23 protein-coding genes are annotated in these 26417 nt (G+C 65.1%); 8 read left to right on the top strand and 15 right to left on the bottom strand.

What is annotated here, in order from left to right; genetic code table 11:
- Window positions 1-77 precede the first annotated feature (77 nt).
- The 3 genes from IVB07_RS19160 to pcsA form a co-directional block, all read right to left on the bottom strand.
- A complete protein-coding gene (locus IVB07_RS19160; RefSeq protein WP_018457922.1) occupies window positions 78-1052 on the bottom strand; it encodes a quinone oxidoreductase in 975 nt (324 codons plus the stop codon).
- A 75-nt stretch (window positions 1053-1127) separates the two neighbouring features.
- The gene (locus IVB07_RS19155) at window positions 1128-1862 is read right to left on the bottom strand and encodes a TerC family protein (protein WP_018457923.1); all 735 of its coding nucleotides are present in this window, start codon (window positions 1860-1862) and stop codon (window positions 1128-1130) included.
- On the bottom strand, window positions 1859-2626 hold the full coding sequence (pcsA, locus tag IVB07_RS19150) for a phosphatidylcholine synthase (protein ID WP_085353096.1): 768 nt from the start codon (window positions 2624-2626) through the stop codon (window positions 1859-1861). The genes IVB07_RS19155 and pcsA overlap by 4 nt, the downstream gene beginning before the upstream one ends.
- An 87-nt stretch (window positions 2627-2713) precedes the next feature.
- Between pcsA and IVB07_RS19145 the strand changes: the two genes are divergently transcribed.
- Window positions 2714-3898 (top strand): UbiH/UbiF family hydroxylase, encoded by a 1185-nt coding sequence (locus tag IVB07_RS19145; RefSeq protein WP_018457925.1) that lies wholly within the window; start codon window positions 2714-2716, stop codon window positions 3896-3898.
- A 7-nt stretch (window positions 3899-3905) separates the two neighbouring features.
- On the opposite strand, the gene IVB07_RS19140 is transcribed toward IVB07_RS19145, so the two are convergent.
- Window positions 3906-4859, bottom strand: a complete 954-nt coding sequence (locus IVB07_RS19140; protein ID WP_018457926.1) for an AEC family transporter — start codon at window positions 4857-4859, stop codon at window positions 3906-3908.
- Between the two features lie 106 nt (window positions 4860-4965).
- On the opposite strand from IVB07_RS19140, the gene hspQ reads away from it, so the two are divergent.
- On the top strand, window positions 4966-5295 hold the full coding sequence (hspQ, locus tag IVB07_RS19135; RefSeq protein ID WP_018457927.1) for a heat shock protein HspQ: 330 nt from the start codon (window positions 4966-4968) through the stop codon (window positions 5293-5295).
- Window positions 5296-5372: 77 nt separating this feature from the next.
- Here the strand turns inward: hspQ and IVB07_RS19130 are convergent, their stop codons facing one another.
- Complete coding sequence (locus IVB07_RS19130) at window positions 5373-6197, bottom strand: invasion associated locus B family protein (protein ID WP_018457928.1); 825 nt, start codon at window positions 6195-6197, stop codon at window positions 5373-5375.
- A gap of 260 nt (window positions 6198-6457) precedes the next feature.
- On the opposite strand from IVB07_RS19130, the gene IVB07_RS19125 reads away from it, so the two are divergent.
- The 3 genes from IVB07_RS19125 (at window position 6458) to IVB07_RS19115 (ending at window position 11148) form a co-directional block, all read left to right on the top strand.
- Window positions 6458-8326 carry an extracellular solute-binding protein gene (locus tag IVB07_RS19125; protein WP_018457929.1) on the top strand — a complete coding sequence of 623 codons (1869 nt, stop codon included), beginning with the start codon at window positions 6458-6460 and terminating at the stop codon, window positions 8324-8326.
- 4 nt (window positions 8327-8330) lie between these two features.
- Window positions 8331-9836, top strand: a complete 1506-nt coding sequence (locus IVB07_RS19120) for an AMP-binding protein (protein WP_018457930.1) — start codon at window positions 8331-8333, stop codon at window positions 9834-9836.
- Between the two features lie 85 nt (window positions 9837-9921).
- Window positions 9922-11148 carry a hypothetical protein gene (locus IVB07_RS19115; RefSeq protein WP_018457931.1) on the top strand — a complete coding sequence of 409 codons (1227 nt, stop codon included), beginning with the start codon at window positions 9922-9924 and terminating at the stop codon, window positions 11146-11148.
- Between the two features lie 202 nt (window positions 11149-11350).
- Here IVB07_RS19115 and IVB07_RS19110 read toward each other — a convergent pair whose 3' ends face one another.
- The 3 genes from IVB07_RS19110 to IVB07_RS19100 form a co-directional block, all read right to left on the bottom strand.
- Entirely contained in the window at window positions 11351-11560 is a 210-nt protein-coding gene (locus tag IVB07_RS19110; RefSeq protein ID WP_018457932.1) for a cold-shock protein, read from the bottom strand.
- A gap of 237 nt (window positions 11561-11797) precedes the next feature.
- The gene (mfd, locus tag IVB07_RS19105; protein WP_018457933.1) at window positions 11798-15316 is read right to left on the bottom strand and encodes a transcription-repair coupling factor; all 3519 of its coding nucleotides are present in this window, start codon (window positions 15314-15316) and stop codon (window positions 11798-11800) included.
- A complete protein-coding gene (locus IVB07_RS19100) occupies window positions 15313-15603 on the bottom strand; it encodes a succinate dehydrogenase assembly factor 2 (RefSeq protein WP_018457934.1) in 291 nt (96 codons plus the stop codon). Before IVB07_RS19100 ends, mfd begins: the two co-directional genes overlap by 4 nt.
- A 182-nt stretch (window positions 15604-15785) precedes the next feature.
- Between IVB07_RS19100 and recG the strand changes: the two genes are divergently transcribed.
- Window positions 15786-17894 (top strand): ATP-dependent DNA helicase RecG, encoded by a 2109-nt coding sequence (recG, locus tag IVB07_RS19095; RefSeq protein ID WP_247767774.1) that lies wholly within the window; start codon window positions 15786-15788, stop codon window positions 17892-17894.
- Here recG and panE read toward each other — a convergent pair.
- From panE to IVB07_RS19080, 3 genes are all read right to left on the bottom strand, one after another.
- Window positions 17891-18820, bottom strand: coding sequence for a 2-dehydropantoate 2-reductase (gene panE / locus IVB07_RS19090; protein ID WP_018457936.1), 930 nt, complete (start codon window positions 18818-18820; stop codon window positions 17891-17893). The genes recG and panE overlap by 4 nt on opposite strands.
- 66 nt (window positions 18821-18886) lie before the next feature.
- Window positions 18887-19717, bottom strand: a complete 831-nt coding sequence (locus tag IVB07_RS19085) for a helix-turn-helix transcriptional regulator (protein ID WP_026233463.1) — start codon at window positions 19715-19717, stop codon at window positions 18887-18889.
- A 106-nt stretch (window positions 19718-19823) separates the two neighbouring features.
- Window positions 19824-20213 carry a hypothetical protein gene (locus IVB07_RS19080; RefSeq protein ID WP_018457938.1) on the bottom strand — a complete coding sequence of 130 codons (390 nt, stop codon included), beginning with the start codon at window positions 20211-20213 and terminating at the stop codon, window positions 19824-19826.
- A 177-nt stretch (window positions 20214-20390) separates the two neighbouring features.
- Here IVB07_RS19080 and IVB07_RS19075 point away from each other — a divergent pair, with 177 nt between their 5' ends.
- Window positions 20391-20906, top strand: coding sequence for an adenylate kinase (locus tag IVB07_RS19075; RefSeq protein WP_018457939.1), 516 nt, complete (start codon window positions 20391-20393; stop codon window positions 20904-20906).
- A 28-nt stretch (window positions 20907-20934) separates the two neighbouring features.
- On the opposite strand, the gene IVB07_RS19070 is transcribed toward IVB07_RS19075, so the two are convergent.
- From IVB07_RS19070 to glmS, 3 genes are all read right to left on the bottom strand, one after another.
- Window positions 20935-21792, bottom strand: a complete 858-nt coding sequence (locus IVB07_RS19070) for an NAD(P)-dependent oxidoreductase (RefSeq protein ID WP_026233464.1) — start codon at window positions 21790-21792, stop codon at window positions 20935-20937.
- A gap of 104 nt (window positions 21793-21896) precedes the next feature.
- Window positions 21897-22670 carry a DUF502 domain-containing protein gene (locus tag IVB07_RS19065; protein WP_018457941.1) on the bottom strand — a complete coding sequence of 258 codons (774 nt, stop codon included), beginning with the start codon at window positions 22668-22670 and terminating at the stop codon, window positions 21897-21899.
- Window positions 22671-22759: 89 nt separating this feature from the next.
- Entirely contained in the window at window positions 22760-24586 is a 1827-nt protein-coding gene (gene glmS, locus IVB07_RS19060) for a glutamine--fructose-6-phosphate transaminase (isomerizing) (protein WP_018457942.1), read from the bottom strand.
- Window positions 24587-24806: 220 nt separating this feature from the next.
- Between glmS and IVB07_RS19055 the strand changes: the two genes are divergently transcribed.
- Window positions 24807-25025, top strand: coding sequence for a hypothetical protein (locus tag IVB07_RS19055; protein ID WP_018457943.1), 219 nt, complete (start codon window positions 24807-24809; stop codon window positions 25023-25025).
- A 6-nt stretch (window positions 25026-25031) separates the two neighbouring features.
- On the opposite strand, the gene glmU is transcribed toward IVB07_RS19055, so the two are convergent.
- Window positions 25032-26387, bottom strand: a complete 1356-nt coding sequence (gene glmU, locus IVB07_RS19050; RefSeq protein WP_018457944.1) for a bifunctional UDP-N-acetylglucosamine diphosphorylase/glucosamine-1-phosphate N-acetyltransferase GlmU — start codon at window positions 26385-26387, stop codon at window positions 25032-25034.
- Window positions 26388-26417: the final 30 nt, after the last annotated feature.

The following is a 26417-nucleotide window of genomic DNA, read 5'->3' as shown; positions in this document are numbered from 1 at the left end:
GTACGCCTTGAGGCGCGGCACGAAGAGCGTGGATGCCCGGCACAAGCCCGGGCATGACGACTTCGGCAAGACGTTCTCTACGGCTTCAAGATCGACGCGCCCGTGGTCTTGCGACTCTCGAGATCGATATGCGCCTTGGCGGCGTCTTTGAGCGCGTAGGCATGGTTGATCGGCACGTGCAGCTTGCCGTTAATGACGGCGGCGAACAGCGTGTCAGCGCCTTCCAGCAACTCCTTGCGCGTTCCGATATAGTCGTTGAGCTTGGGCCGGGTCGCAAACAGCGAGCCGTGGGTGTTGAGCTCGGCGATCGAGAACGGCGGCACCGGGCCTGAGGCATTGCCGAAGGAGACGAACATCCCGCGCGGCTTCAGGCAGGACAGCGAGCCCGGGAACGTCGCCTTGCCGACACCGTCATAAACCACGTCGCAGCCCTCGTTGCGGCTGATCTGTTTGACGCGCGCAACGAAGTCTTCCTCGTTGTAGAGGATCACATGGTCGCAGCCATTGGCCTCGGCAAGCGCAGCCTTCTCGCGCGAGCCGACGGTGCCGATGACGTGGGCACCCATTGCCCTCGCCCATTGGCAGGCAAGCAGGCCGATGCCGCCGGCCGCGGCATGGATCAGCACGCGATGATGCGGCTCGACCTTGAAGGTCTTGTGCAGGAGATACCACACCGTCAGCCCCTTCAGCATCAGCACGGCGCCCTGCTCGTGGGTGATGTGGTCGGGCAGCTTGACCAGCCGCTCCCAGGGGATGTTGCGCTCCCCGGTATAGGCGCCGAGATTGTGGTAGTAGGCGACGCGGTCGCCGGGATGGAAATTCGTCACGCCCGGCCCGACCGCGACGACCTCGCCCGAGGCCTCGTTGCCGGCGATGAAGGGCAGCCCCGGCGCCTTGTAGAGGCCGGTGCGGTAATAGACGTCGATGAAGTTCAGGCCGACGGCATGCTGGACGATGCGCACCTCGCCGGGCCCGGGCGCCGGAACATCGACGCTCTCATAGACCAGGGCTTCGGGGCCTCCGACCTTGTGCACACGGACGGCTTTGGTCATCACCTGACCTCCTTTTCTCGCGGGCCAGCGAAAGACATCGCGCCCGCCTTGTCAACTCGACGCGGGCTGGAACGCCTAGACCGACGGCTTGCCGGTCTTCCTGCGGTTGCGTTTCGCTAACACGTTGAAAAACTCGACCGCTGCCGAGAACGCAATCGCGAAATAGATGTAGCCGCGCGGGATGTGGAATTGGAATCCGTCCGCAACCAGCGCGACGCCGATCAGCACCAGGAAGGCCAGAGCCAGCATTTTCGTGGTCGGATGCTCCGCGACGAACCGCGACACCGGTCCGGCCGAAATGTACATGATGAGACAGGCGATCACGACGGCCGCGATCATGATTTCGAGGTCCTGCGCCATGCCGATCGCCGTGATGATCGAGTCCAGCGAGAACACGATGTCGATGATCACGATCTGGACGATGACCCAGAAGAAAGCGTTACGAGGTGACTTCTCGCCGCCCTCGCCGTCATCGGCTTCGACCTCGCCATGAATCTCGTGCGTCGCCTTCGCAATCAGGAACAGACCGCCGCCGATCAGGATGAGGTCGCGCCAGGAGAAGCCGTAACCGGAAAACGAAAACACCGGCGCGGTCAGGCCGATCAGCCAGACCAGGAGGCTGAGCAGGATGATGCGGAAGATCAGCGCCAGCGCGAGCCCGATCTGGCGGGCGCGGTGCGCCTGCTTCTCGGGAATGCGCGAGACGATCACCGACAGGAAGATGACGTTGTCGATGCCGAGCACGATCTCGAGCGCGGTCAAGGTGAGGAGCGCGGCCCAGGCTTCGGGGCTGGTCAACAGGTGCATCATGCGAAGGATCTTGTCAGCCGGATCAATGCGTCGCTGAAGCTGATCCAGAGCGCGATCGCGCAGAGCGCGACAGTCACACCGGTGCCGACGCGAAAGTCCATCTGCAGCGTGTAGAAGGAGAGCAGAGCCCAGATGGCGATCAGCGACATCGTCAGCCAGCGCAGCCGCACGACGCGCACCGGATGCAGCACGTGGAACGGCACGAAGGTCAGCACCACCAGGGCCGCTACTAGCAGCGTCGAGAGCAGCGGCGGCCAGTGCAGCAGAAACAGATAGAACGCCGCCGCATTCCACAGCGCCGGAAAACCACGGAAATGATTGTCGTCCGCTTTCATGCGCAGATCGGCGAAATATAATGCGCTGGTGACGATGATGGCGACGCCGAGCAGGGGAGCTGCGACCGGCAGCAGCAAGCCGCTGGCCACGATCGCATAGGCCGGCACGAAGACGTAAGTGACGAAATCGACCACGAGGTCGAGCACGTCGCCCGACCAGTTCGGCTGCACGTCCTTGACGTTGAGCCGGCGCGCGATCGGCCCATCGATCGCGTCGATGATGAGGGCGACGCCCAGCCATTGAAACATCGCCGCCCAGTGCTCACGCACGGCCTCAAGCATCGCCAGCAGCGCGATCGCCGCACCGAACGCGGTGAAGATGTGCACCGAGAAGGCAGCGGCGCGGATCGCGGGCCTGGGCTTCAGGGAATCCTCTTGGCTGTCCATGACTTCTGCTATCAGAATGACACCGGTTTGCACATAAGCCATTGCGGCGCCTGGTCGCACAATTCGTCATAAAATCAGGGAAATATGAGTGGGCTTGAATTTGCCGCGGGGCATGTCCAATGTCGTTCCATGACAGATGCATCGACACTCTTTGACGCGGCCGTGATCGGCGGCGGACCGGCGGGACTGAGCGCCGCCATCGCATTGGCGCAGGCGGGCGCACGGACCGCGCTGGTGGCGCGTCGCATGCCTTATGCCGACAATCGAACCACGGCGCTACTCGGTGCCTCCGTCGATCTGCTGGAGAGCCTCGACGTCTGGCCGCGCTGCAAGGACAAGGCGGCCGCGCTCGAAATCATGCGGCTCGTCGACGACACCGGCCGGCTGTTTCGTGCGCCGGAGGTCCGGTTCTCCTGCCACGAAATCGGCCTCGATGCCTTCGGCTACAACATCGACAACCGCTCGCTGATGCTGGCGCTGGAAGCGCGCGCGGCCGAACTGCCCGATGTCGTCCGTTTCGACGACGAGGCCGAAACTGTCGTCATCGAAGCCGATGACGTCGCGATCCGCACGGCCGCTGCGCAATTTCTCTCGGCCCGCCTCGTGGTCGGGGCCGACGGCCGGCATTCGCTGTGCCGCGAAGCCTCCGGCATCGCGGTGACGCGGCGCGAGCTGACCCAGACGGCACTGACTTTCAACGTCGGGCACGCGCGGCCCCACCGCAACGTCTCGACCGAGTTCCACACCCCGCATGGTCCTTGCGTGTTCGTGCCCCTGCCCGGCGATCGTTCCAGCGTCGTCTGGGTCTCGGCGCCTGCGGACGCCGAGCGGCTTCGCGGCCTGAGCGATGAGGAATTGTCCGCCGCGATCGAGAAGCAGTCGCATTCGATCCTCGGGCGCATGACGGTGGAGCCGGGCCGCCATCTGTTCCCGCTGGCGATCGAACGTCCCAAATCCTTCGGCGGCGACCGCATTGCGCTGGTCGGCGAAGCCGCCCATGTGGTTCCCCCGATCGGCGCCCAGGGTCTCAATCTCGGCCTCCGCGATGCCGCCGACATTGCGAGGCTTGCAGGCGAGGCCATCGCATCAGGCCAAGATCCCGGCGCAGCAGACGTGCTCAAGCGTTATGACCGGGCGCGGCGTCCGGACATCCTGAGCCGGACCTTTGCGATCGACATCGCCAACCGCTCGCTGCTCAATGATTTCCTGCCACTCCAGCCCGTCCGCGCGGTCGGCATGCACCTGCTCGGCGCGATCGGCCCGCTCCGGCGTTTTGCGATGCGCGAGGGGCTCACGCCGACTTGGCGGAAGTAACCGCCGCTCAAGGAAACGCCAGCCGGCCAGTCTGGATCGCCCACATCACGCTGGTCAGCGTGACCACGGACGCAAACGTCCCGAGCAGCACCGCGACGGAGGCAGACTCGATCCAGGCGTCGTTCTGCCGGGCGATGACGAACACGTTTAGCGCCGGCGGCAGCGAGGCCATCAGCACGGCGGTCGCGGCCCAGGGCTGCGCAAACGGGCCGAGCGCCAGCATCAGGCCGAAAGCTGCAAGCGGATGGACCAGGAGCTTGATCGCGATCACGCCCGGCACTTCCCACGGGACCCGATCGAACGGGCGGAGCGCCACGGTCACGCCGAGCACGAACAGCGCGGTCGGAGCGGCTGCGTTCTGGAGGAAGGTGATGGTGCGATCGAGTGCGACGGGCATCTCGATATGCAGCGATGCGAAGGCCGCGCCAAAGCAGGCCGACATGATCAGCGGGTTGAGCACGATCTGCTTCAGCACGACGCCGAAGGCATGCACGATCGAGGGATGATCGCGGTCGGAGAGCTCGATCAGCAACGGCACGATCGTGAACAGGAAGATGCTGTCGCAGCAGAAGATCAGCGCAGTCGGCGCGGAGGCCTTCGGCCCGAGCACGGCGAGCGCCAGCCCCGGTCCCATGTAGCCGATATTGCCGTAGCCGCCGGAGAGCCCGGCGAGCGTCGCCTCGCGCAGCGTCAGCCCGCCCAAAACCTTGCCGACGACCAGCGCGAGTGTGAACGCCGCAACGGTCGACAGGGTGGTCGCGACCAGGAACGGCGGGTTGTTCAATTCCGAAAACGGCGTCTTCGACATGATCGCAAACAGCAGCGCCGGCAGCGACACATAGAGCAGGAAGAAGTTCATCCAGGCGAGGCCCGATTCCGGCAGGGATTTGACCTTGCCACAGGCGAATCCAACGAAGATCAAGCCGAAATATGGTAGAGCCAGATTGAGGATATCGACCATTGATGAAGTGTTTTCTGAAGATTGGGGGCCTATCTGCCCCGCAACCGCGGGTTAATTCCAGATCAGGGCACTAGCATCGGCCACAATCCTGGTCTATCGACGGGGAATGATTAAAGCGCGGACCGCCAAATTCCAGATCGGACAGGTCGTGCGCCACCGGATCTTCTCGTTCCGGGGCGTGATCTTCGACATCGATCCGGAATTCAACAACACCGAAGAGTGGTGGCTGTCGATCCCCGAGGAGGTGCGGCCCCACAAGGACCAGCCGTTCTATCACCTGCTCGCGGAGAACTCGGAGTCGGAATACGTCGCCTATGTCTCCGAGCAGAATCTCGTGCCGGACGATTCCGGCGAGCCGGTCCGGCATTCCCAGGTCGCCGAGATCTTCGTCAAGGACAAGACCGGCTATCGCCCGCGCAATCCTTCGCTGAACTGAGTTTCGAAGCCATCAACTGGCCAGCAAAAAAGGCGCTCGAACCGAGCGCCTTTTTCATGTGCGGGATTGATCCCTGATTACTTCTGTCCGGCCGGAGCGGCGCCAGGCGCTTGCTGCTGCTTCTTCTGCAGCTCTTCAGCCTTCTTCTGGAGCTCTTCCTGCAGCTTCCTCTGGGTTTCCTCGAACACCTTCGGATCGGTCGGCGGGCCGTCATAGGCCTTCTGGAATTCGCCGGCGAGCGGCAGCGGCAGCGTCAGCGGTGCGCCGTTGGCATTGATCGCCTGAACAACCAGGTTCTGGCCCTTCTTCATGTTGTTGATGAACTCGGGCGTGGCTTCGTAGTCGGACATGCAGCCGTTCTGGAAGCAGATCACATACGGGCTCTGCAACGGCGGATTGTTGTCCACGATGATGCGGGTGCCGTGCACCAACTGCATGCCGAGCGGCAGCGTCACGCGCAGGATCTTTTTCGGCTCGCCTTCTGGCTCGATGATGACGGCCGCGATGACCGGCTGGCCCGACTCGATACGGCCGTCCTTGCCGGTGAAGCAGACCTGCTTGGCATTGGCGTCCTGGCCCTTGAGGCAGAACTTGGTCCAGGGGGCGTAGATCAGCTGGATTTGCTGATCGGCCGGCTGGGCCGCGCCCTGCTGCGCTGGAGCGCCCTGCGCCGGAGCGCCCTGGGCGGGTGCCGGCTGGGCCGGTGCCTGAGCGGCCGGCGCCGGAGCCTTGGGGGCAGCCTTCGGAGCGGCCTTCGGGGTCGCCTTGGGCGCGGGCGTGCCCGGAGCTGGCGCGGGAGCCTGGGCCTCGGCGGCAAACGGGACGGCCAACGCCGTCGCCGTCAACAAGGCGAGAAGTCGCCCGCGCGGCCGGACGGACGCGGCCAAGTAACGGAAATTCATTGCGGAAAACCCTTTCTGAACGGGAAGTGCCCGAACCGCTTCGACGCACCGAGCCTGGCCGCGTTGGGCGCGGCTCTCTCCCCGTCAAATGAGGCAGATAAGTGACGGGCTCGGCGCTCTTGCGCGATTGCGTGCCTTCTTAACGTGGCCGACGAAAAGATCAATGCCGACAAGCGCCTTTGACCGCGCGTCGGCGTGCGCCCCCGGGAAAATCCCTGTGATAGGATTCAGGCCTGCGGTCCTCGAATCAACGTGTCCACATGTTCATGTTCCAGCGCCTTCTCGAGGGCCGTCCTGAAGGTCTTTGCGTCCGCCTCTGTGTCCTGGCTTTCGCCTTGGGGCTCCCGTTTTCCTTGGGGCTTCCGGCCAGCGGCGCAGAGGCCGAGGAAGCCCACGCCATCGCCATGCACGGCAAGCCGGCGATGCCTGCCGGTTTCACCCACATCCCTTACGTCAACCCTGACGCCCCCAAGGGCGGCCGGCTGACCTGGGGCGTTCTCGGCACCTTCGACAGCCTCAATCCCTTCATCGTCAAGGGACTGGCCGTGCAGCCGGTCCGGAACTACGTGGTCGAGAGCCTGCTCGCGCGCGGCAATGACGAGCCGTTCACGCTCTACGGACTGCTCGCCAGATCGGTCGAGACCGATGACGAGCGCAGCTTTGTCACGTTCCACATCGATCCCCGCGCGCGCTTCTCCGACGGCAAGCCGGTCCGCGCCGAGGACGTGCTGTTCTCCTGGCAGTTGCTGCGCGACCACGGCCGCCCCAACCACCGGCAATATTACGGCAAGGTGGCAAGGGCCGAGGCGCCGGATCCCCTCACCGTCCGCTTCGACCTTGCGGGAGCCAATGACCGCGAACTGCCGCTGATCCTCGGCCTGATGCCGATCCTGCCGAAACATGCGGTCGACGTCGCGGCTTTCGAGGAGACGACGCTGTCGGGCCCGGTCGGCTCCGGCCCGTATCGCGTCACCGCCGTGAGGCCCGGTGCCAGCGTGACGCTCACCCGCAATCCCGACTATTGGGGCCGTGACCTCGCCATCAATCGCGGGCTCTACAATTTCGAGGAGATCAGGCTCGACTATTTTCGCGAAGCCAACGGCCAGTTCGAAGCTTTCAAGCGCGGCCTCTATGATTTCCGCATCGAGCACGAGCCGCTGCGCTGGCACGACGGCTACGACTTTCCCGCGGCGAAGAATGGCGACGTGATCCGCGACACCTTCAAGCCGGGCGTGCCGCAACCTTCCGAATTTCTGGTGTTCAACACGAGGCGTCCCATATTCGCCGACATCCGCGTGCGCCAGGCCTTGACGCTGCTGTTCGATTTCGAGCTGGTGAACCGCAACTACTTCTTCAACCTCTACTCGCGCGTCGCCGGCTATTTTGCCGGCTCGGACCTCTCAGCGTATGGCAAGCCTGCGGATGCGCGCGAGCGCGAGTTGCTCAAGCCGTTCGCCGCGCAGATCCCGCCTGACATAATGGACGGCAGCTACCGCCTGCCGGTGACCGACGGTTCGGGCCGCGACCGGACCACGCTGCGCGCGGCGCTGAAGCTGTTGTCGGAGGCCGGCTACGATCTCGACGGCACCGTGCTGCGCAACCGTGCGACCAAGGCGCCCTTCACCTTCGAGATCCTGGTCACGACCCGCGACCAGGAACGCGTCGCGCTTGCCTTTCAGCGCGACCTCAGGCGCGCCGGCATCGAGCCCAGCGTGCGATCGGTCGATCCCGTGCAGTTCGACCAGCGCCGGCTCGCCTACGAATTCGACATGATCCAGAACCGCTGGGACCAGTCCCTGTCGCCCGGCAACGAGCAATATTTCTACTGGGGGAGCGCTGCCGCCGACAGTCCGGGCACCCGCAACTACATGGGGGCCCGGGATCCCGCGGTCGATGCGATGATCGCCGCACTGCTGGAAGCCCGTGAACACACGGATTTCGTATCCGCGGTGCGGGCGCTCGACCGCGCTTTGATCTCCGGTTTCTATACAATCCCCCTGTTTAACTTATCCGAGCAATGGATCGCGCGCTGGAATCGGATAGAACGGCCAGAGGCCACCTCGCTGTCCGGCTATTTGCCGGAGACCTGGTGGTCGAAGGGGCAGCCGCAAGCTCATCAAGCAAAGTGACGCCGTGAACCAGCCAGCCGTATCGCCGACGCTCGACACACTGTTTCAGCGCACGCTGATGCGGCAGCCGCACGCGACCGCTCTGCTCGACCCCCTGAACAAGTTCCGCGTGACCGGGCACGAGCCGCGGCGGATGAGCTATGCCGAGGCTGACACCGCCATCGAGGCGCTGTCCGCCTTTTTCGTCGAATCAGGCCTGCCGGCCAATTCCGTCATCGCCATCCAACTGCCGAATACGGTCGAGTTCGTGCTCACCGTTCTCGCCGCCCATCGCGCCGGTCTTGTCGTCGCCGTGCTGCCGCTGCTCTGGCGCCATGCCGAACTGACCGCCGCTCTCAATCGTACCGCGGCGCGCGCCATCGTCACCATGAGCACGGTCGACGGCGTCAGCTATGCCGATCTCGCCATGCACGCGGCCGCGGAAGCCTTCTCGATTCGCCATGTCTGCGGCTTCGGCACCAACCTGCCCGAAGGCATGGCCTCGCTCGACGACGTGCAGGCCCGTCCGCCCGGCACAGCGCGCGCCGTGATTCAGGATGGCCGCAAGGCGGCGATGATCTCCTTCGACGTCACCGCGGAAGGCTTTCGTCCGGTGCCGCGGCCGCATTTCAGCCTGATCGCCGGGGGGCTCGCGATGTCGCTGGAAGCCGACATCAGGCAAGGCGCAACCGTGATGGCGGCGTTCACGCCGATGTCGTTCGCAGGGCTCGCCTCCTCGCTCGCGGTGTGGCTGCTGTGCGGCGGCACGCTGGCGCTGCATCACCCCTTCGAGAACGACGTGCTGGAGCAGCAGATCAATGCGCACGAATGCGACGTGCTGATCGCACCGGCACAGTTCGCCCAGCGGCTCGGCGATTCCGAGCTGGCGGCGCGGATGCCGAGCTTGCGCAACGTCATCGGCCTGTGGCGCGCCCCCGAGCAGGTGTCGGCGAGCGAGGCATGGATTGCGCCGCATGCGCCTTTCACGGACGTCTATCTGTTCGGCGAGGCCGGATTGTTCGGCGCCCGGCGTGGCGAGGACGGCATGCCGGTGCCGGTGATGCCGGGACCGCACGGCGCGCCGCGCGAGCAGTCGGGTTCGTCGATCGCCGGCGAGATTCTGCTGACGCCGAAGGGCACGCTCGGGCTGCGCGGCCCTATGGTGCCGATCGCGGCCTACGCCCCGCCGCCGCCGCCGGTCGGCGACACCCTGATCGCGCAACCGCCACGCGACTATGTCGATACCGGCTATGCCGCGCGGCTCGATCGTCCGAGCGGCGCGATCTGCATCACCGCGCCGCCCTCCGGGATCATGGCCGTCGGCGGCTACCGCTTCCTCTCCAACGACCTGCAGGAATGGGCGCGCCGGCTCGGCCAGGGCGCCCTGCTGACCGCGCTGCCTGACCGGCTCTCCGGTCACCGGCTCGCGGGCCGCGCCCAGGACAATGCCCGCGCCCGCGAGGCGCTCAGCGAACTCGGGCTTAACCCCCTGATGGTCGAAGCTTTTCGCGACCGCTCCGGGCCGGTCTAAGCGTAGTTTCGACCGTTCCATTGACGCTGCATTAAGGCGGCCGGACTAGATTGCGCGGCACCTGTCGCGTGATCAGAGTCTCTCGATGTCCCAGGCCGGCCCGATCCTGTTTGTGTCCAATGGCGAGCGGCCGGCCTTCATTGCGGCGCTGGACGAGGCGCGCTTCTTTCCCGTGATCGACACCGGCTGGGCCGGCGCGGTGCGCGCGGTCGAAGAGGTGCAGCCGGCCGTGGTTCTCGCCGCGATGCATGCCGGGCACGAGCCGCATCTGGCGCCGCTCGCCAGCAAGATTGCGGAGCAATCCCCTTACCTTCCCTTCGTGGCATTGGATGCGGCGGGCGCGCTCCCGCACAACGTCCTGCCCTTCTCTTCCTCGCGCGCCGGCCATTCCGAACGCCTGATCGCGCGGCTTCGCGCCGCTCTACGGATTCGTACCCTTCACGCCACGGTGCTGCGCCGGCTGCCCGAGGTCAAAGTCGCGCTGCCGGAGGCTGATCCCGTTCGCGATGCCACGGTGCTTCTGATCGGCCGCGGCGCGGCTTACCCCGCGCTTTCCGTCGCGCTCGGCGAGCGCGTCGGCGTCATCGGGGCGCTCTCGATCGAGGCAGCGGCCAAGCATCTCAACACCCGCGACCTCGACGGCGTCGTGCTCGCCGAAGGTTTTACCCCCCGCGTGACCGATGCCTTTCTCACGGTGCTCGCCGAGGACACCCGCTTCCGCAGCCTGCCCGTGGTCGTCACTGCGCATCAGTTGACGCAGACTTACGACCTGCCTAATCTCGAACTGATCCCCGGCGAGTCAGCGAAGGTCGCCGCCAACGCGCTGCCCCTGATCCGCCAGCACGCCATGGAAGCCCAGCTGAGCCGTACGCTGCGCTCGATCGATGCCGGCGGCTGGCTCGACCCGCGCAGCGGCCTGCTCACGGCGGAAGCTTTTGCGCGTGATTTTGCCAAGGCGGTCGAGCAGACGCTGGCTCGCGGCGGCGGCCTCTCGGTCGCACGCTTCGCCTTCGATCCCGGCAATTCCCGCGCCCAGCTCGATGCCGCGCGCATTCTCAGCCGGCTGATGCGGCAGATGGATTTTGGCGTGGCGCAGAAGGACGGCTCGGTCGTCGTCGTGTTCGCGGAGACCGACTTCCGCACTGCGCACATGATCGCCCGCCGCCTCTCCGCGGTGATGCGGCACACGTCGAACGGCAAGCACGAGATGCGCAGCGATCCCGTCGTTTCGGTGGATTCGCTGTCGCCCTCGGATACGGCAAGGTCGCTGCTTGGGCGGCTGTCGGCCGAGGCATCGCGGGCGGCGTCGTAATCATCCGCGAGCGCTCGCTGCCGTCGGAGCTCGACTGCTCACATGTGGAAGCTTTACGCGAAACGCACCGTTCGCATTCTCATTCGCGAGGGCCGGCCGCTGGCGCAAAAAACCCGCGGCCGGTAAACGGTCGCGGGTCAAAAAATCAGAAGCTCTGCCAGTACATCCGTGGTCAAAGCAACGTCATTGGGATTGCGACAGCCTATGCGGCGCGCAGATCTTCAGCAGCAGACTTGCCGGTCTTGCGATCTGCAACGATTTCAAAAGAAACCTTCTGCCCTTCGTTGAGGGTATTCATGCCGGCGCGTTCAACGGCGCTGATGTGAACGAAGACATCCTGGCTGCCCTCGTCCGGCTGAATGAATCCGAAGCCCTTTTGGCTGTTAAACCACTTCACAGTTCCCGTCGTCATGGGGATCGTCCTTTAAGATAGATAAACGTTTAGCCGCGCTCAGAAGCGCGGTGGGTGTCGTCGAGATCTGGAGGGAGGGTCGTCAGTCAGGCGCGCTTTTCAGCGGCGAGGCCAAGTCGTTCGGCCGAAACTCGATAGACCGAACCTAGCAACTGTTCGATCATTGCGCAAGTGATCATATGTCGCTGTTCCGAGATCCGAGTGCGGCGCGTCGTTTCGCGCCGCCTCCGGAAACCTCTACGCCGCCTTCTTGCTCTGCGCGAGCTGCGCCAGCTGGCGCATGATCTCGGTGGTGCCGGCCAGACGCTCTTCCGGCGTCTCCCAGTCCTGCAGGAACACCACCTTCATGTCGGGCCGCACCTTCGCGGCCTGGCCGTGGCTGCGGATGAAGCTCACCAGCCGGTCGGGATGGGCGAAGGAATTGTCGCGGAAGGCGATGACGGCGCCCTTCGGACCGGCGTCGATCTTGCCGACATTGGCTTGGCGGCAGAACGCCTTGATCGCGGCGACCTTGAACAAATAGCGCACCTCGTCCGGCAACACGCCGAACCGGTCGCGCATCTCGGCGCCGAAGTTCTCGATCTCCTCCTCGCTGTCGAGGTCGGCGAGCCGGCGGTAGAGTGACAGCCGCACCGAGAGATCGCCGACATAATCCTCCGGAATCAGCACGGGCATGCCGATGGTGATCGTCGGCGACCAGCGGTCGGCCGCGGGCTCGGACACGCCAGCCTTGAGGTTGACGATCGCCTCCTCCAGCATCGATTGATAGAGCTCGAAGCCGACCTCCTTGATATGGCCGGACTGCTGCTCGCCCAGGATATTGCCCGCGCCGCGGATGTCGAGATCGTGCGAGGCGAGCTGGAAACCCGCGCCCAGCGTCTCCAGCGATTGCAGCACGGTGAGCCGGCGCTCGGCCTGCGCCGTGATCTTCTGCTGCGCCGGCAGCGTGAACAGCGCATAGGCCCGCAGCTTGGACCGGCCGACGCGGCCGCGGAGCTGATACAGTTGGGCAAGGCCGAACATGTCGGCGCGATGCACGATCAGCGTGTTGGCGTTGGGGATGTCGAGGCCGGATTCCACGATCGTGGTCGACAGCAGGATATCGAACTTGCCGTCGTAGAACGCCGTCATGATATCCTCGATCACGGCGGGCGGCATCTGCCCGTGCGCAACCGCAACCTTCATCTCCGGCACGTTCTTGTCGAGGAAATCCCTGACCTCGGCGAGGTCGTCGATGCGCGGCACCACGTAGAACGCCTGGCCGCCGCGATAGCGCTCGCGCAGCAGCGCCTCGCGGATCATCAAGGGGTCGTGCGGGGCGACGAAGGTGCGGACCGCGAGGCGGTCGACCGGGGGCGATGCGATGATCGAGAGCTCGCGCACGCCGGTGAGCGCCAATTGAAGTGTGCGTGGAATCGGCGTGGCCGACAGCGTCAGCACGTGCACCTCGGCGCGGAGCTGCTTCAGCCGCTCCTTGTGGGTCACGCCGAAATGCTGCTCCTCGTCGACGATCAGCAGGCCGAGATCCCGGAACTTGATCGACTTGCTGAGCAGCGCATGGGTGCCGACGACGATGTCGACCGAGCCGTCGGCGAGGCCCTTCTTGACCAGATTGAGCTGCTTGGCGGGCACCAGCCGGGAGGCCTGCGCGACCTGGACCGGGAAACCCTTGAAACGGTCGGTGAACGTCTTGTGATGCTGACGGGCGAGCAGCGTGGTCGGCACCACGACCGCGACCTGCTTGCCTTCGAGCGCCACCGCGAAGGCGGCGCGCAGCGCCACCTCGGTCTTGCCGAAGCCGACGTCGCCGCAGATCAGCCGGTCCATGGGACGGCCGAGCTCGAGGTCCTTCAGCGTGGACTCGATCGCACCAAGCTGATCCTCGGTCTCGTCATAGGGGAAGCGCGCGCAGAACTCGTCGTAGAGGCCCGGCTGCACCGGCAGCTTCGGCGCCTCATGGAGGTGGCGCTCGGCGGCGATCTTGATCAGCTCGCCCGCGATCTCACGGATGCGGTTCTTGAGTTTGGCCTTGCGCGTCTGCCAGCCCGAACCGCCGAGACGATCAAGTTCGACCGTGGTCTGGTCGGAGCCATAGCGCGACAGCAGCTCGATGTTCTCGACCGGCAGGAACAGCTTGGTCTCGGCGGCATAATGCAGCTCGAGGCAGTCATGGGGCGCGCCGGCGACGTCCAGCGTCTGCAGGCCGATGAAGCGGCCGATGCCGTGATCGACATGGACCACGATATCGCCGGCGGCGAGGCTCGTCACCTCCGAGATGAAATTGTCGAGCTTGCGGCTCGCCTTGCGCGGTCGGACCAGGCGATCGCCAAGGATATCCTGCTCGCTGATGACAGCGATCTCGTCGGTCTCGAATCCGCTTTCGAGGCCGAGCACGGCCAGCATGGTCTCGTTGCGCGGGGTCGCCTGCACCGTGCGCCAGCTGTTGACGCTGGTCACGGGGGTGAGCTTGTGATCGCGCAGCATCGAGGTCATGCGGTCGCGCGAGCCCTCCGTCCAGAGCGCGATGACCACCTTCTTGCGGTTTGTCAGTAGCCCATGCACATGTGCGACGACGGCTTCGAAGACATTGATCTTGTTATCGTTGCGCTCCGGGGCGAAGTCTCGTCCCTTGCGCGCGCCGGCATCGACCACGCTGGTACCATCAGCGGGCACCGAAAACTGGGTGAGCCGCACCAACGGCATCCCGCTCTCACGCTTGCCCCACTCCTCCTCGGTCAGGTAGAGCCTGTCAGGCGGCAGCGGCTTGTAGATGGCACCGCCGCCCGGATGCTCCATGGCGTCGCGGCGGGCCTGGTAATAATCGAGGATCTGCTTGAAACGCTCGCGGATGGCGTCCTCGGCCTGCGGCTCGATCGCGACGCAAGCTCCTTGCAGATAGTCGAACAGCGTGTCCATCCGGTCCTGGAACAGCGGCAGCCAATGCTCCATGCCGGGATGGCGGCGGCCCTCGCTGACGGCCTCGTAGAGCGCATCGTCGCGCTCGGGCGCGCCGAACTCAGCGACGTAGCCCATGCGAAAGCGGCGGATGGTCTCGGTGACGAGCTGGAATTCGGAGATCGGCACGAGATCGAGCGCGCGCATGTCGAGCAGCGTGCGCTGGGTCTCGGCATCGAAGGTGCGGATCGATTCCAGGCTGTCGCCGAAGAAATCGAAACGGACGGGCTGGTCCAGGCCGGCCGGAAACAGGTCCAGAATGCCGCCGCGCACCGCGTATTCGCCGGGCTCGCGCACGGTCGAGGAGCGGTTGTAGCCGTTGTGCTCGAGCCAGGCGATGATGGTATCCATCGGCACGACGTTGCCGGGGGCGACCGACAGCGCCTGCGCCGCGACGAGCTCGCGCGCCGGCACGCGCTGTACCACGGCGTTCACCGTGGTCAGCACGATCAGCGGCTTGTCGCTACCGGTCAGTGACGCCAGCCGCGCCAGCGTCGTCAGGCGCTGCGCGAGGACGCCACCATGCGGCGAGACGCGGTCATAGGGCTGGCAGTCCCAGGCCGGGAAGGTCAGCACGGGCAAATCGGGCGCGAAGAATTGCAGGGCACGTTCGAGCTGCTGCATCCGCGGCCCGTCGCGACAGATCACCGCGAGGCTGACAGCCGGCTTCTTCGGCCGCGCCGCGATGGCGCGCGCGAGATCAGAGATGACGAGGCCCTCGGCACCCTCGGCAACATTGGCAAGCGTGAGCGCGCGGCCGGGCGTGAGCAGCTCGGCCGGCGATTTCATCCCCTGCTTCATACGTCGCGGTCCGCGATCGGAAACCCCTTGATGCGCGCAAACAGCGGGCCGATGACGTCGGCGGCAAGCACCTTGTCGCCGGTGATGGCGGCATAGAGGTCGGGATCGGCCTCTTCGAGCAGGGTCTCGAGCTGCGTCAGCTCGTCATCGGACAGATTGCCGATCTCGGCATCCGCGAACCGGCCGAGGATCAGGTCCATCTCGCGCGTGCCGCGGTGCCAGCAGCGGAACAGAAGCCGCTTGCGGCGGTCGTCCAGCCCGTTGCTCGATCGTGTCGTTCCCGTCATGTCTCAATTCCAGTCAAACGCCAAAAGCCCGGACGTGCCGGGCCGGGGTGATATAGCCACTCGGGCGGGCCCTGTCAGCCCTCGATTTGTCATGGCCCGCTGCCCCGCAAGGGCACGAAAAACACGTGGATGCCGGGCATAAAGCCGGGCATGACGAGCGAAAACGGTCCTAGATTCGCCTGATGCGCCCCAGCCTGCTCAACCCGCTGTTTGCCCCCGTGACCAGCCTGCCCGGCGTCGGTCCGAAGCAGGACAAGCTGCTGCAATATCTGCTCAGCCGCAATGAGACGCCGCGGCTGGTCGATCTGTTGCTGCATTTGCCGAGCCAGGTGATCGACCGTCGCGCCCGGCCGAAGATCCGCGACGCCGTGCAGGGAACCATGGTGACGCTGGAGGTCACGGTCGACCGCCACCGCCCGCCCCCGCCGCGCAATGCGCGCGCGCCCTACCTCGTTTACGCCAGCGACGACACCGGCGACGTCGTGCTGACGTTCTTCCGCGCAAAGCCCGGCTATGTCGAGAAGCTGCTGCCGATCGGCGAGAAGCGCTTCGTCTCCGGCACGCTCCAGATGTACGACGCCGTCCCGCAGATCGTGCATCCCGACCGGGTGCTGGACGAGGAGGCGATTTCCAAACTCTCCGGCATCGATCCCGTCTATCCCTTGACCGAGGGCCTTGCACTCGGCTCGCTGCGCCGTGCGGTCGCGCAGGCGCTGCAGAAGCTCCCGGCACTGCCGGAATGGATCAGCCCGGAGGTGCTGCGCCGCTGCGGCTTCCCGCCGATCGCCGAGGCGCTCACCCGCGTGCACCAGCCGGTCGAGCTCACCGACATTCTGCCCGACCAGCCGTTCTGGTCGCGCCTCGCCTTCGACGAACTCCTGGCCGGGCAACTTGCGCTTGCCCTGATCCGCGCCCAATTGCGACGCCCGGCCGGTGTGCGCAACGCCGGCGACGGGCACCTCCGCAACAAAATCATCGATGCCCTGCCCTATGCGCTGACAACCTCCCAGCGCGACGCAGCAGCCGCCATCGCCAATGATCTACAACAGCCGGTGCGCATGTTGCGCCTGCTCCAGGGCGACGTCGGCTCCGGCAAGACCGTGGTCGCGCTGCTGGCCGCCGCTGCCGTCACTGAGGTCGGCAAGCAGGCCGCCTTGATGGCGCCGACCGAAATTCTGGCTCGTCAGCATATCAAGACCATCGCGCCGCTCGCCGAGCGCGCGGGCATGCGGGTCGCGATCCTCACCGGCCGCGAAAAGGGCAAGGAGCGGCGTGACCTGCTGGCACAACTCGAAGCCGGCGAGATCGACCTGCTCGTCGGCACCCATGCGCTGATCCAGGACGACGTGATCTTTAGCGATCTCGCCCTCGCCGTCGTCGACGAGCAGCATCGTTTTGGCGTGCGCGAGCGGCTGGCGCTGATGGCAAAGGGCGAGGCCGTCGACGTGCTGGTGCTGAGCGCCACGCCGATTCCGCGCACGCTGGTGCTGACCTATTTCGGCGACATGGACATCAGCGAGCTCAGGGAGAAGCCGGCCGGCCGCCAGCCGATCGAAACTCGCACCATATCGATGAGCCGCCTCGGCGAGGTCACCGACAGCATCGGCCGCGCGCTCGAATCCGGCAAGCTGGTCTACTGGATCTGCCCGCTGGTCGAGGAATCCGAGGCCGAGGGTACCGAGCACCTGACCAATGCGACCAAGCGCTTCGAAACCCTGCAAAAGCGTTTCGGCGACCGTGTCGGCCTCGTCCACGGCCAGATGAAGGGCACCGAGAAGGACCGCGTCATGGGCCAGTTCGCCGCCCACGAGATCGGTCTGCTGGTCGCGACCACCGTGGTCGAGGTCGGTGTCGACGTGCCGGCGGCGACCATCATGGTGATCGAGAACGCCGAACGCTTTGGCCTCGCCCAGCTTCATCAATTGCGCGGCCGCATCGGGCGCGGCTCGGAGGCCTCGACCTGTCTGCTGCTCTACTCCGAGCCGCTCGGCGAGATGTCGAAAGCACGGCTGAAGGTGATCCGCGAGACCACCGACGGCTTTCGGATCGCCGAGGAAGATCTGAAGCTGCGCGGCGAAGGCGATGTGCTCGGCGTGCGCCAGAGCGGCCTGCCCGGCTACCGCATCGCCCGCTCGGAGGTGCACGGCCAGCTCATCACGCAGGCCCGCGACGAGGCGCTGCGCATCCTGAAGGACGATCCAAAACTCAAGGGCGAGCGCGGCGAGGCACTGCGCTGCCTGCTGTATCTGTATGAGCGGGATGAAGCGATCCCGCTGATCGGAGCGGGTTAGCTGGCCGCTCGTTGCCGCCCAATCTCATAAGCCGCCACATGCGCCCGGGCGAGATCCAGCAGGGGCGTGTCGATGCCGAGTGCACGAGCCCGGTTGGCCATATCGCCGAGGATATGCTCCGCCTCGGTGACCGAGCCGCGCTCGATATCACGCAGCATCGAGGCCTTGAGCGGGGAATCCGGGGTCGTGAACAGCTTCCGGTCAAACTCGATGAAAGGCGCTCGCGGCTCAAAACCCGAGGCCGTGGCGACGGCGCAGCATTCGGCAAACAGGCGGAAGATGGATTGCTCGCCGTTCGGAACGGCCAGAATGTCTCCGATGCTTGCACGCATCAGGCAGGTGATGCCGGCGAGCGTCGAGAGCTGGACGAATTTCTCCCACATGTCCTGCATGATCGCTTCGCTGGCGCGCACGTCGATACCGGGCACGTGCAGCAGCGTCTCCAGGGCGAGCACACGCTCGCTCAACGACCCCCCGATTTCGCCGAAGACGATGGTCTGATTGGCCATGAACTGAACGACGCGACCATCCGCATCGAGCCCGGCACTGACGTTCGCGAGCCCGCCGAGAACCTGAGCGGCGCCGAACCGCGCCGTCAGGGCGTCGACATGTTTCAGCCCGTTGAGGATCGGCAAAATCATCGTGTGGGCGCCAACGGCCGGGGCAAACTGGGCCATCGCATCGTCGAGCGAGTAGGATTTCACCCCGACGAGCACGACGTCGAACGTTTCCTTGAGGTCGTTGGCCAGGATGATCTTCGGCTGCACGGCGAAATCGCCCTGCGGGCTCACGACCTGCAATCCATTCCGCCGCAATTGCTCCGCACGCCCGGCCCGCACCAGAAAGTTCACGTCGCCGCCGGCTCGGACCAGGCGCGCTCCGTAGTAGCCTCCGAGCGCTCCCGCGCCGATCACAAGCACTCTCATTCGAACTCCCATTGCGGAGTGACCGCTTTCGCTGAAACAATAACAGATGAGCCTCGCGACGTCTCCTCAACCGGCGTGCGCGCGCAAGAACCTGCCGTGCTCGGCTTCGGTCCCCTCGTTGGCGGGGAACATGCACTCGAGCCGCAGCTCCTCCGCCGTCACCGTCTGCGGCGTTCCAACCGTCGTGATCAGGGAGAAGTAGTCCAGCGTCACACCGTCCTTGACGAAGGACAACGGGATCATCGGCATCGCATCGGATGCCGACGGCGCACGCCATTCCGGCTTCACCCCGGGGTATTGCGACAGCTCCTCCAGCAACGCCTTCGTCCTGATGTCAACCACGTGTCCGACTGCCTCGCGATACACCCGCGCCAGCAGCCCGCGTGCGGTCTGCGGCCAGTTCGCGATAAAAGGGCGCATGCCCTCCGGATCGAACATAAGATGCAGCAGGTTTCGTGGCGCCGGCCGTGCGGACATGTCGATGAAGCAATTGAACAGAAGCGGCGCGGCCTCATTGGTCATCAGCACGTTCCAGTACCGGTCCATGACGATGGCGGGAAACGGCTCGTGCTGACGCAGCATGCGTTGCAGGGCACGGTTGATGCTCGTCATGCCGGGCGCCTCGAGCGCGGGCTCGGAATAGGACGGCGCATAGCCGGCGGCCAGCAGCAGCTCGTTGCGTTCGCGCAAGGGCACGTCGAGGGCTTGCGCAAGGTCGAGCAGCATCTGGCGGCTCGGAACGCTGCGGCCGCTCTCGACGAAGCTGATGTGCTTCTGCGAGACGCCGGCGTCGAAGGACAGGTCGAGCTGCGTCTTGCCGCGAATGTCCCGCCATTGACGCAGCAGCGCGCCCGCGGAACTGGCGCGCGTCTTGAGGGCACTGGCCGTCGCTTTCATGGCCGACTGATCCTTCCTGTCGATGTGCGGCATCGTCAACGCGCATCGGCGGCGGTACGTCGGCTTGTCCGAGGCACCACCGCCGATGGTAGCAGGTTCGTGGCGATCAACCGAAGGCGACCGGCCCCACGGCACCGACCCAGTGCCGTACCTTGGTGTCGTTCCTCTCGTCCATGTAGAAGAAGTGCGTCATCGTGGGATGAACCGTCTTCATTGAGGGATCATCGGGTGTCATGTCCACGACACCCCGAAACACCTTCAGCGACCCCGCGTCCCAATATTCGGTGATGTGATGGAGCGCGGTGAATCCGGTGTCGATGAAGGCCTTCAGATTGCCGCGGATCGCCTCGCGCCCCTTCCAATCGGCGACGCCGAGGTTGCAAACGGCATCTTCCGTAAAACAGTCGAAGCCTGGTCCGAAGGTCTTGTTGTCGATCTCCCGCCACATGTCGAGCAGCCATTGCGGCGGCTCCTTCTTCGTAAACACGACTTGCATAGCTCTCTCCTCATGCACCGACACACACGCGACAGGAGGCTTGATGGAATGCTTCCTGTCGGGTGAATGACCGGGACAGTAGCCAGGCTGCAGATGGGCTCAATTACATGCCAGGTAATAAGGCGCGTTCGGAGGCCTCCTCTTTCCCTTCGCCCGACTTTATGGAACCCTACGACGATGCGCCGGATCATCGTTGTAGGCTGTCAGGGTAGCGGAAAGACGAGCCTCTCCCGAAATCTCGGGCAAAAGCTCGCGCTGCCGGTGGTGCATCTCGACGTGCTCTACTGGCGGCCGGGATGGAAGCCATCCGACAAACCGAACTTCCGAGCACGGGTTACCGAGGCGATCGCGGGCGACGCATGGGTTGTCGACGGCAGCTTCTCGGGACTTGCCTTCGATCTCACGCTCGCGCGCGCCGATACGCTGGTCGTCATCGACCGCCCGCGCTGGCTCTGCCAGTGGCGCATTCTCCTGCGATCCGCCTTCGATCGCGACAAGGCCCGGCCTGATCTCCCGGAGGGGTGCCCCGAGCAGTTCGACTGGAAATTGATGCGCGAGGCGTGGCGCTACGACACCGAGCGCGCGCCTGTCATCGAGGCCGAGCGTATGCAGTATGGCGCTGACGTTCCGGTCGTGCGCTTGAGACGCGATCGAGACATCCAGGGGTTTCTGGATTCGCTGCACGGCACATGATGGATGGCGGTGACGTGAGACCGGACGATCAGGATTTCTTCTGCGCGATGCGCGCGGCGAATGCCTTCATCAGGTCGGTATCCGCCGCCTCGCCTTTCGCATCCTCGGCGAGGTGCTCGAACCAGCGCGCAAAGCCTTCGTAAACCTGGCTCGCCGGATGATCGGGGCCGAGGAAGCCGGAAATCTCCCGCATCTCCGCGACCCAGCGATAGGCTTTCGGAATCATGTCCGGCAGCGCGACTTCGAGCCGGGCCAGAACCGCGGGCTGGCTGAGTGCGAGTTCGTCGCGCAGCGCATCCGCAGCCCCCGCTTTCGTTGCCGCGACCACCATCGCCGCGCCGATCCCGGCGAGGCCCTTGACGATCCCGGCATAGGACATTTTCAGCGCGGACGCGGCACCGACCGGCCCTTCGACGATCCGCACGTCGAGCCCGAAATCCTTCAGCACGGCGACATCCTTGGCGTGCTCGCCCGACATGTAGAAGGCCGGGCTCTTGCCACCGGGCTGGGGCGGGAACCCGATGATGCCGGCATCGACGAACGGCGCCTGTGCCGAGCCGATGATCTCCTCGATCCTCATCACGGTATCGACGTTGACGGCATTGCAATCGACCACGACCGGCTTCTTCTCGCGCCGGACGATCAGCCCGGCCAGCCGCTCGGCGAGCGCCACGGCTTCGCCCGGCGGCACGATCGACAGGATGATGTCGGCGTCCGCGATCGCGTCGTCCTCGGCGCCGATCATGCCGGCATCCGTGGCGCGTTTGCGCGTCGCTTCGCTCCGCCCTCTCAACGACGTCAGCACACGCGCACCGTGCTCGCCGAGACGGCGGGCCACGGCACTGCCCATGGCACCGGGCGCGAGGATCGCAATAGTTTTGGACATCGTGCACTCCAGATCGAAGCCCGAGCAACGCGCTCAGTTCAATCGGAGACTAGCAGAGGACGAGACGCCCGCGTGAACGGCGGCCATCCCGCAGGGGAATGGCCCTACTCCACCTTCGCAGGCTGGGGCTGCACCGCCGCCGAGGCGTTGGCAATACGCGCGGCATTCGCCATGCCCGCCAGCGCCGCTGCCTTCTTCGAATCGGGCGCTGAGCCCGGCTGCACGACGCCGGCCGACATGATCAGCGTCGCGGCATCCTCGGTGCTCATGTCGACCTCGACGATCTTGCTCTTGGGCACATAGAAGAAGAAGCCGGTCGTCGGGTTCGGCGAGCACGGCAGGAACACCGAGACGTGCTCCTCCTGACCCGGCAGGCTGCGGGAGACGTCCTCGTTCGGCGCTTGCGAGATCAGCACGATCGACCACATGCCCGGCGAGGGAAACTCAACCAGGCCGACCTTGCGGAAGCTCGAGCCCTTGCCCGAGAACAGCGTCTCGAACACCTGCTTCAGGCCGCGGTAGATGGCGCGTACCGCCGGGATGCGGCCGAGGAAGGTCTCGCCGACATCGACCAGTGTCCGGCCGATCAAATTGGCCGCGAGGAAGCCGACCAGCGTCAACGTGAAGAATGCGACGATCAGCCCCCAGCCGGGAATGACATAGGGCAGATAAGTCTCGGGCCGATAGGCCAGCGGCACGAACGGCCGCACCACGCCATCGACCCAGGTGACGAACCACCAGACCAGATACAGCGTGATCGCAATCGGCCCCGTCACGATGAGGCCGGTGAGGAAATAGTTACGGAAGCGGCCGATCAGGCCGGTATGCGGCTCGGGCACGGCATCAAGAGGCGCAGGCGCGTCGTCACGGGGGTTCATTCGGGTTCCAAGTCAGTCGCTTCGTCCAAGCTAGGGTCTTCTAGCAGGTTTTGGAAGACCACGAAGCGTCCCGCACTCGACCCCTCTGCCTATTCCACCGTCACGGATTTCGCGAGATTGCGCGGCTGGTCGACATCGGTCCCCATGATGACCGCCGTATGATAGGCGAGCAGCTGAACCGGGACCGCATAGACCATCGGCGTGAACGCCGCCGCCATATCGGGCATGACGATGGTGACGAGGGACTCGACGGTTGCCTCCTGCGCGCCTTTGGCGTCGGTCATCAGGATGATCTTGCCGCCGCGAGCGGCGACCTCCTGCATGTTGGAGACGGTCTTTTCGAACACCCGGTCGTAGGGCGCGATGACGACGACAGGCATGGTCTCATCGATCAGCGCGATCGGGCCGTGCTTGAGCTCGCCGGCGGCATAGCCCTCGGCGTGGATGTAGGAGATCTCCTTCAGCTTCAACGCCCCTTCGAGGGCGAGCGGGAAGCTGGTGCCGCGACCGAGATAGAGCACGTCGCGAGATTTCGCGATCTCGCGCGCGAGCTTCTCGATCTGGAGCTCGGTGGTGAGCGCATCCGACATCAAACGCGGGATTTCGACGAGCCCGTGAACGAGCTTGGTCTCGTCCTCGTCGGTCAGTTCGCCGCGGGCCTTGCCGGCCGCGATCGCAAGATTTGCCAGCACCATGAGCTGGCAGGTGAACGCCTTGGTCGAGGCGACGCCGATCTCTGGGCCGGCCAGCGTTTGCAGCACGGTCTCGCTTTCGCGCGCGATCGTCGAGGTCGGCACGTTGACGACGGCCACCGTGTGCACGCCTTGGGCCTTGGCGTAGCGCAGCGCGGCCAAGGTGTCGGCGGTCTCGCCCGACTGCGAGATGAAGATGGCGAGATCACCCTTGCGCAAGGGCGCCTCGCGGTAGCGGAATTCGGAGGCGACATCGACCTCGACCGGCACGCGCGCGAAACGCTCGAACCAGTATTTTGCGACGAAGCCGGCGTAGCTCGCAGTGCCGCAAGCCGTGATGTTGATGCGCTGGATGTTCTTGAAGTCGAACGGCAGCTTGACCGGCAGCGAGACCCGCTCGGTCGCCATGTCGACATAGCGTGCCAGCGTGTGGCCGACCACTTCCGGCTGCTCGTGGATCTCCTTGGCCATGAAGTGGCGGTAATTGGCCTTGTCGACCAGCGAGGTCGAGGCCGCGTGCTTGGTCTTCTCGCGCTGGACGGCATGGCCGTCCTTGTCGAAGATCGAAGCGCTTGTATGGGTCAGCACGACCCAGTCGCCGTCCTCGAGATAGCTGATCGTGTCGGTGAACGGCCCGAGCGCGATGGCGTCGGAGCCGAGATACATCTCGCCGTCACCATAGCCGATCGCGAGCGGCGGACCGTTGCGCGCGCCGATCATCAAATCGTCCTCGCCCGCGAAGATGAAGCCGAGTGCGAACGCGCCGCGCAGCCGCGCCAGCGTCAATTTCACCGCTTCCACCGGCTTGTTGCCGCGCGTGAGCAGGTCGTCGACGAGATGCAGCACGATCTCGGTGTCGGTCTGGGTGTGGAACACCGTGCCTTTCTTTTCGAGCTCCTCGCGCAGCTCGCGGAAATTCTCGATGATGCCGTTGTGAACCACGGCGACACGCTCGGTCGCGTGCGGGTGCGCATTGTTCACGGTCGGCTTGCCGTGGGTGGCCCAGCGGGTGTGACCGATTCCGGTCGTGCCCTTGAGCGGCTCGGCCTCCAGCCGCTTCTCCAGATTCTTCAGCTTGCCCTCGGCGCGGCGGCGCTCGAGCTGCTTGCCTTCGAGCGTGGCGACGCCCGCGGAATCATAGCCGCGATATTCAAGACGTTTGAGCGAATCCACCAATTGCTCTGCAACCGGCTGGCGCCCGAGAATGCCGACAATCCCGCACATGCGGATCAATATCCCCCAAATCGTCGAAAAATCGCCTAAACGACCAGCTCAGTTTTTAGCGAAGTTCCTAAGGAACCAGATACTCAATAATTATTGCTGATTGAGACAGCACCGACGGCGACCGAGCCTCGCCTGCGTCGAACTGGCTGGGCCTTAAACCGCGCGCGTTAACTTGTTGTCAACAAATTTGGCCAACCCTTGCGTACCAAGGAGAGAGGCCATGAAAGGCTCATCCAACCGCAAAGGCCTGTCATCGATGGCGGTGCGCGCCAGCGAGACCACCGGCACGCACCTCGCGCATTGGCCGCCGCCCCAGCGCGGCAAGGAAAGCAAGCCCGTCTTCATCAAGCACGTCGCCGGCGAGCCGGCGAAGCGTGCCAAGCCGCGCGGCTGGCGCCTGACGCGCGCGATCTTCTCCGAATTCGCCGACGACGAATAGCGGCGCTCATTTCGCCGGCTTATTCCCTCGCGTCTTCATCTCGCGATAGCGCGCCGCACCACCTTCGCGGATGGTCTGCGGGCTCCGCTCCAGCGCCATGGCGTCATCAGGCACGTCGCGCGTGATCACGGAGCCCGAGCCGATATAGGCGCCGTTGCCGATTATCACCGGTGCAACCAGCGAGGAGTTGGTGCCGACGAAGGCGCCCTGCCCGATGATCGTCTTGTGCTTCTTGAAGCCGTCGTAGTTGCAGGTGATGGTGCCGGCGCCGATGTTGGAATTAGCGCCGATGATGGCATCGCCGATGTAGGAGAGATGGTTGACCTTGACGCCGGCCTCCAGCGTCGCGGCCTTGGTCTCCACAAAATTGCCGATGCGCGCGCCGTCGCCGAGCGAGGTGCCGGGCCGCAGCCGCGCATAGGGGCCGATCGAGACCTTCTTGCCGAGCTTGGTCTCGACGATATGCGAGAAGGAATGGACCACCGTGCCGTCGCCGATCGAAACGCCGGGGCCGATCACCACGAAGGGCTCGATCGTCACGTCCTTGCCGAATACGGTATCCGCGGCGAGATAGACGGTTTCGGGCGCGATCAGCGTGACGCCGGACTCCATCGCCACTTTCCGCAACCGCGCCTGCATCACGCCTTCAGCCTCGGCGAGCTGCGCCTTGGTGTTGATGCCGCGCACTTCGTCCTCGCTGGTTTCGATCACCACGGCATCCCATCCCTGTTCGCTGATAATGCCGACCGCGTCGGTCAGATAATATTCGCCCTTGGAATTCGCATTGCCGATCTTGTCGAGGATCGCGAGCGCGCGATGCCCGTCGATCGCCATAACCCCGGCATTGCACAGGTCGATCTTGCGCTCCTCGGCGCTGGCATCGGCCTGCTCGCGGATCGCGACCAGGCGGTCGCCCTCGACGATGAAGCGGCCATAGCCGGTGGGATCGGCGGCGCGGAAGCCGAGTGCGGCAATTGCGGCGCCTTTGGCCAGCGGCGCGCGCAGCCGCGCAAAGGTCTCGGCCGAGATCAGCGGCGTGTCGCCGAACGCAATCAGCAGATCATCCACGCCCCGCGCAATGACATCACGCGCCGCCAGCACCGCATGTGCGGTGCCGAGCCGTTCCTGTTGCACGAAGGTGAGCGCGTCGGGACGGATGCGCCTTGCTTCGTCCGCCACCGCCTGATGATCGGGTCCGATCACGACCGCGAGCGAGGTGCCGGTTCCCTTGGGCGCCGCGGCGAGCACGTGGGCGAGCAAGCTCTGGTGCGCGACAGGATGCAGCACTTTCGGCAGGTGTGAGCGCATACGCGTGCCTTCGCCGGCGGCGAGCACGATCGTGAGGCTGGAACGGGCGGTCATTGCAATCCTGTCAATCGGCCGAATCAATCG

The sequence above is a fragment of the Bradyrhizobium sp. 172 genome (assembly GCF_023101065.1).
In the GTDB taxonomy this organism is placed as follows: Bacteria; Pseudomonadota; Alphaproteobacteria; order Rhizobiales; family Xanthobacteraceae; genus Bradyrhizobium; species Bradyrhizobium canariense_D.
Note: the sequence above shows the minus strand (reverse complement) of the source record. Positions and strands in the feature narration are given on the sequence as shown.

Excerpts from the sequence above, each read along its gene's own strand:
- IVB07_RS19160 (WP_018457922.1), bottom strand. The coding sequence starts at position 1,052 with ATGACCAAAGCCGTCCGTGTGCACAAGGTCGGAGGCCCCGAAGCCCTG.
- IVB07_RS19155 (WP_018457923.1), bottom strand. The coding sequence starts at position 1,862 with ATGATGCACCTGTTGACCAGCCCCGAAGCCTGGGCCGCGCTCCTCACC.
- pcsA (WP_085353096.1), bottom strand. The coding sequence starts at position 2,626 with ATGGCTTATGTGCAAACCGGTGTCATTCTGATAGCAGAAGTCATGGAC.
- IVB07_RS19145 (WP_018457925.1), top strand. The coding sequence starts at position 2,714 with ATGACAGATGCATCGACACTCTTTGACGCGGCCGTGATCGGCGGCGGA.
- IVB07_RS19140 (WP_018457926.1), bottom strand. The coding sequence starts at position 4,859 with ATGGTCGATATCCTCAATCTGGCTCTACCATATTTCGGCTTGATCTTC.
- hspQ (WP_018457927.1), top strand. The coding sequence starts at position 4,966 with ATGATTAAAGCGCGGACCGCCAAATTCCAGATCGGACAGGTCGTGCGC.
- IVB07_RS19130 (WP_018457928.1), bottom strand. The coding sequence starts at position 6,197 with ATGAATTTCCGTTACTTGGCCGCGTCCGTCCGGCCGCGCGGGCGACTT.
- IVB07_RS19125 (WP_018457929.1), top strand. The coding sequence starts at position 6,458 with ATGTTCATGTTCCAGCGCCTTCTCGAGGGCCGTCCTGAAGGTCTTTGC.
- IVB07_RS19115 (WP_018457931.1), top strand. The coding sequence starts at position 9,922 with ATGTCCCAGGCCGGCCCGATCCTGTTTGTGTCCAATGGCGAGCGGCCG.
- IVB07_RS19110 (WP_018457932.1), bottom strand. The coding sequence starts at position 11,560 with ATGACGACGGGAACTGTGAAGTGGTTTAACAGCCAAAAGGGCTTCGGA.
- mfd (WP_018457933.1), bottom strand. The coding sequence starts at position 15,316 with ATGAAGCAGGGGATGAAATCGCCGGCCGAGCTGCTCACGCCCGGCCGC.
- IVB07_RS19100 (WP_018457934.1), bottom strand. The coding sequence starts at position 15,603 with ATGACGGGAACGACACGATCGAGCAACGGGCTGGACGACCGCCGCAAG.
- recG (WP_247767774.1), top strand. The coding sequence starts at position 15,786 with ATGCGCCCCAGCCTGCTCAACCCGCTGTTTGCCCCCGTGACCAGCCTG.
- panE (WP_018457936.1), bottom strand. The coding sequence starts at position 18,820 with ATGAGAGTGCTTGTGATCGGCGCGGGAGCGCTCGGAGGCTACTACGGA.
- IVB07_RS19085 (WP_026233463.1), bottom strand. The coding sequence starts at position 19,717 with ATGAAAGCGACGGCCAGTGCCCTCAAGACGCGCGCCAGTTCCGCGGGC.
- IVB07_RS19080 (WP_018457938.1), bottom strand. The coding sequence starts at position 20,213 with ATGCAAGTCGTGTTTACGAAGAAGGAGCCGCCGCAATGGCTGCTCGAC.
- IVB07_RS19075 (WP_018457939.1), top strand. The coding sequence starts at position 20,391 with ATGCGCCGGATCATCGTTGTAGGCTGTCAGGGTAGCGGAAAGACGAGC.
- IVB07_RS19070 (WP_026233464.1), bottom strand. The coding sequence starts at position 21,792 with ATGTCCAAAACTATTGCGATCCTCGCGCCCGGTGCCATGGGCAGTGCC.
- IVB07_RS19065 (WP_018457941.1), bottom strand. The coding sequence starts at position 22,670 with ATGAACCCCCGTGACGACGCGCCTGCGCCTCTTGATGCCGTGCCCGAG.
- glmS (WP_018457942.1), bottom strand. The coding sequence starts at position 24,586 with ATGTGCGGGATTGTCGGCATTCTCGGGCGCCAGCCGGTTGCAGAGCAA.
- IVB07_RS19055 (WP_018457943.1), top strand. The coding sequence starts at position 24,807 with ATGAAAGGCTCATCCAACCGCAAAGGCCTGTCATCGATGGCGGTGCGC.
- glmU (WP_018457944.1), bottom strand. The coding sequence starts at position 26,387 with ATGACCGCCCGTTCCAGCCTCACGATCGTGCTCGCCGCCGGCGAAGGC.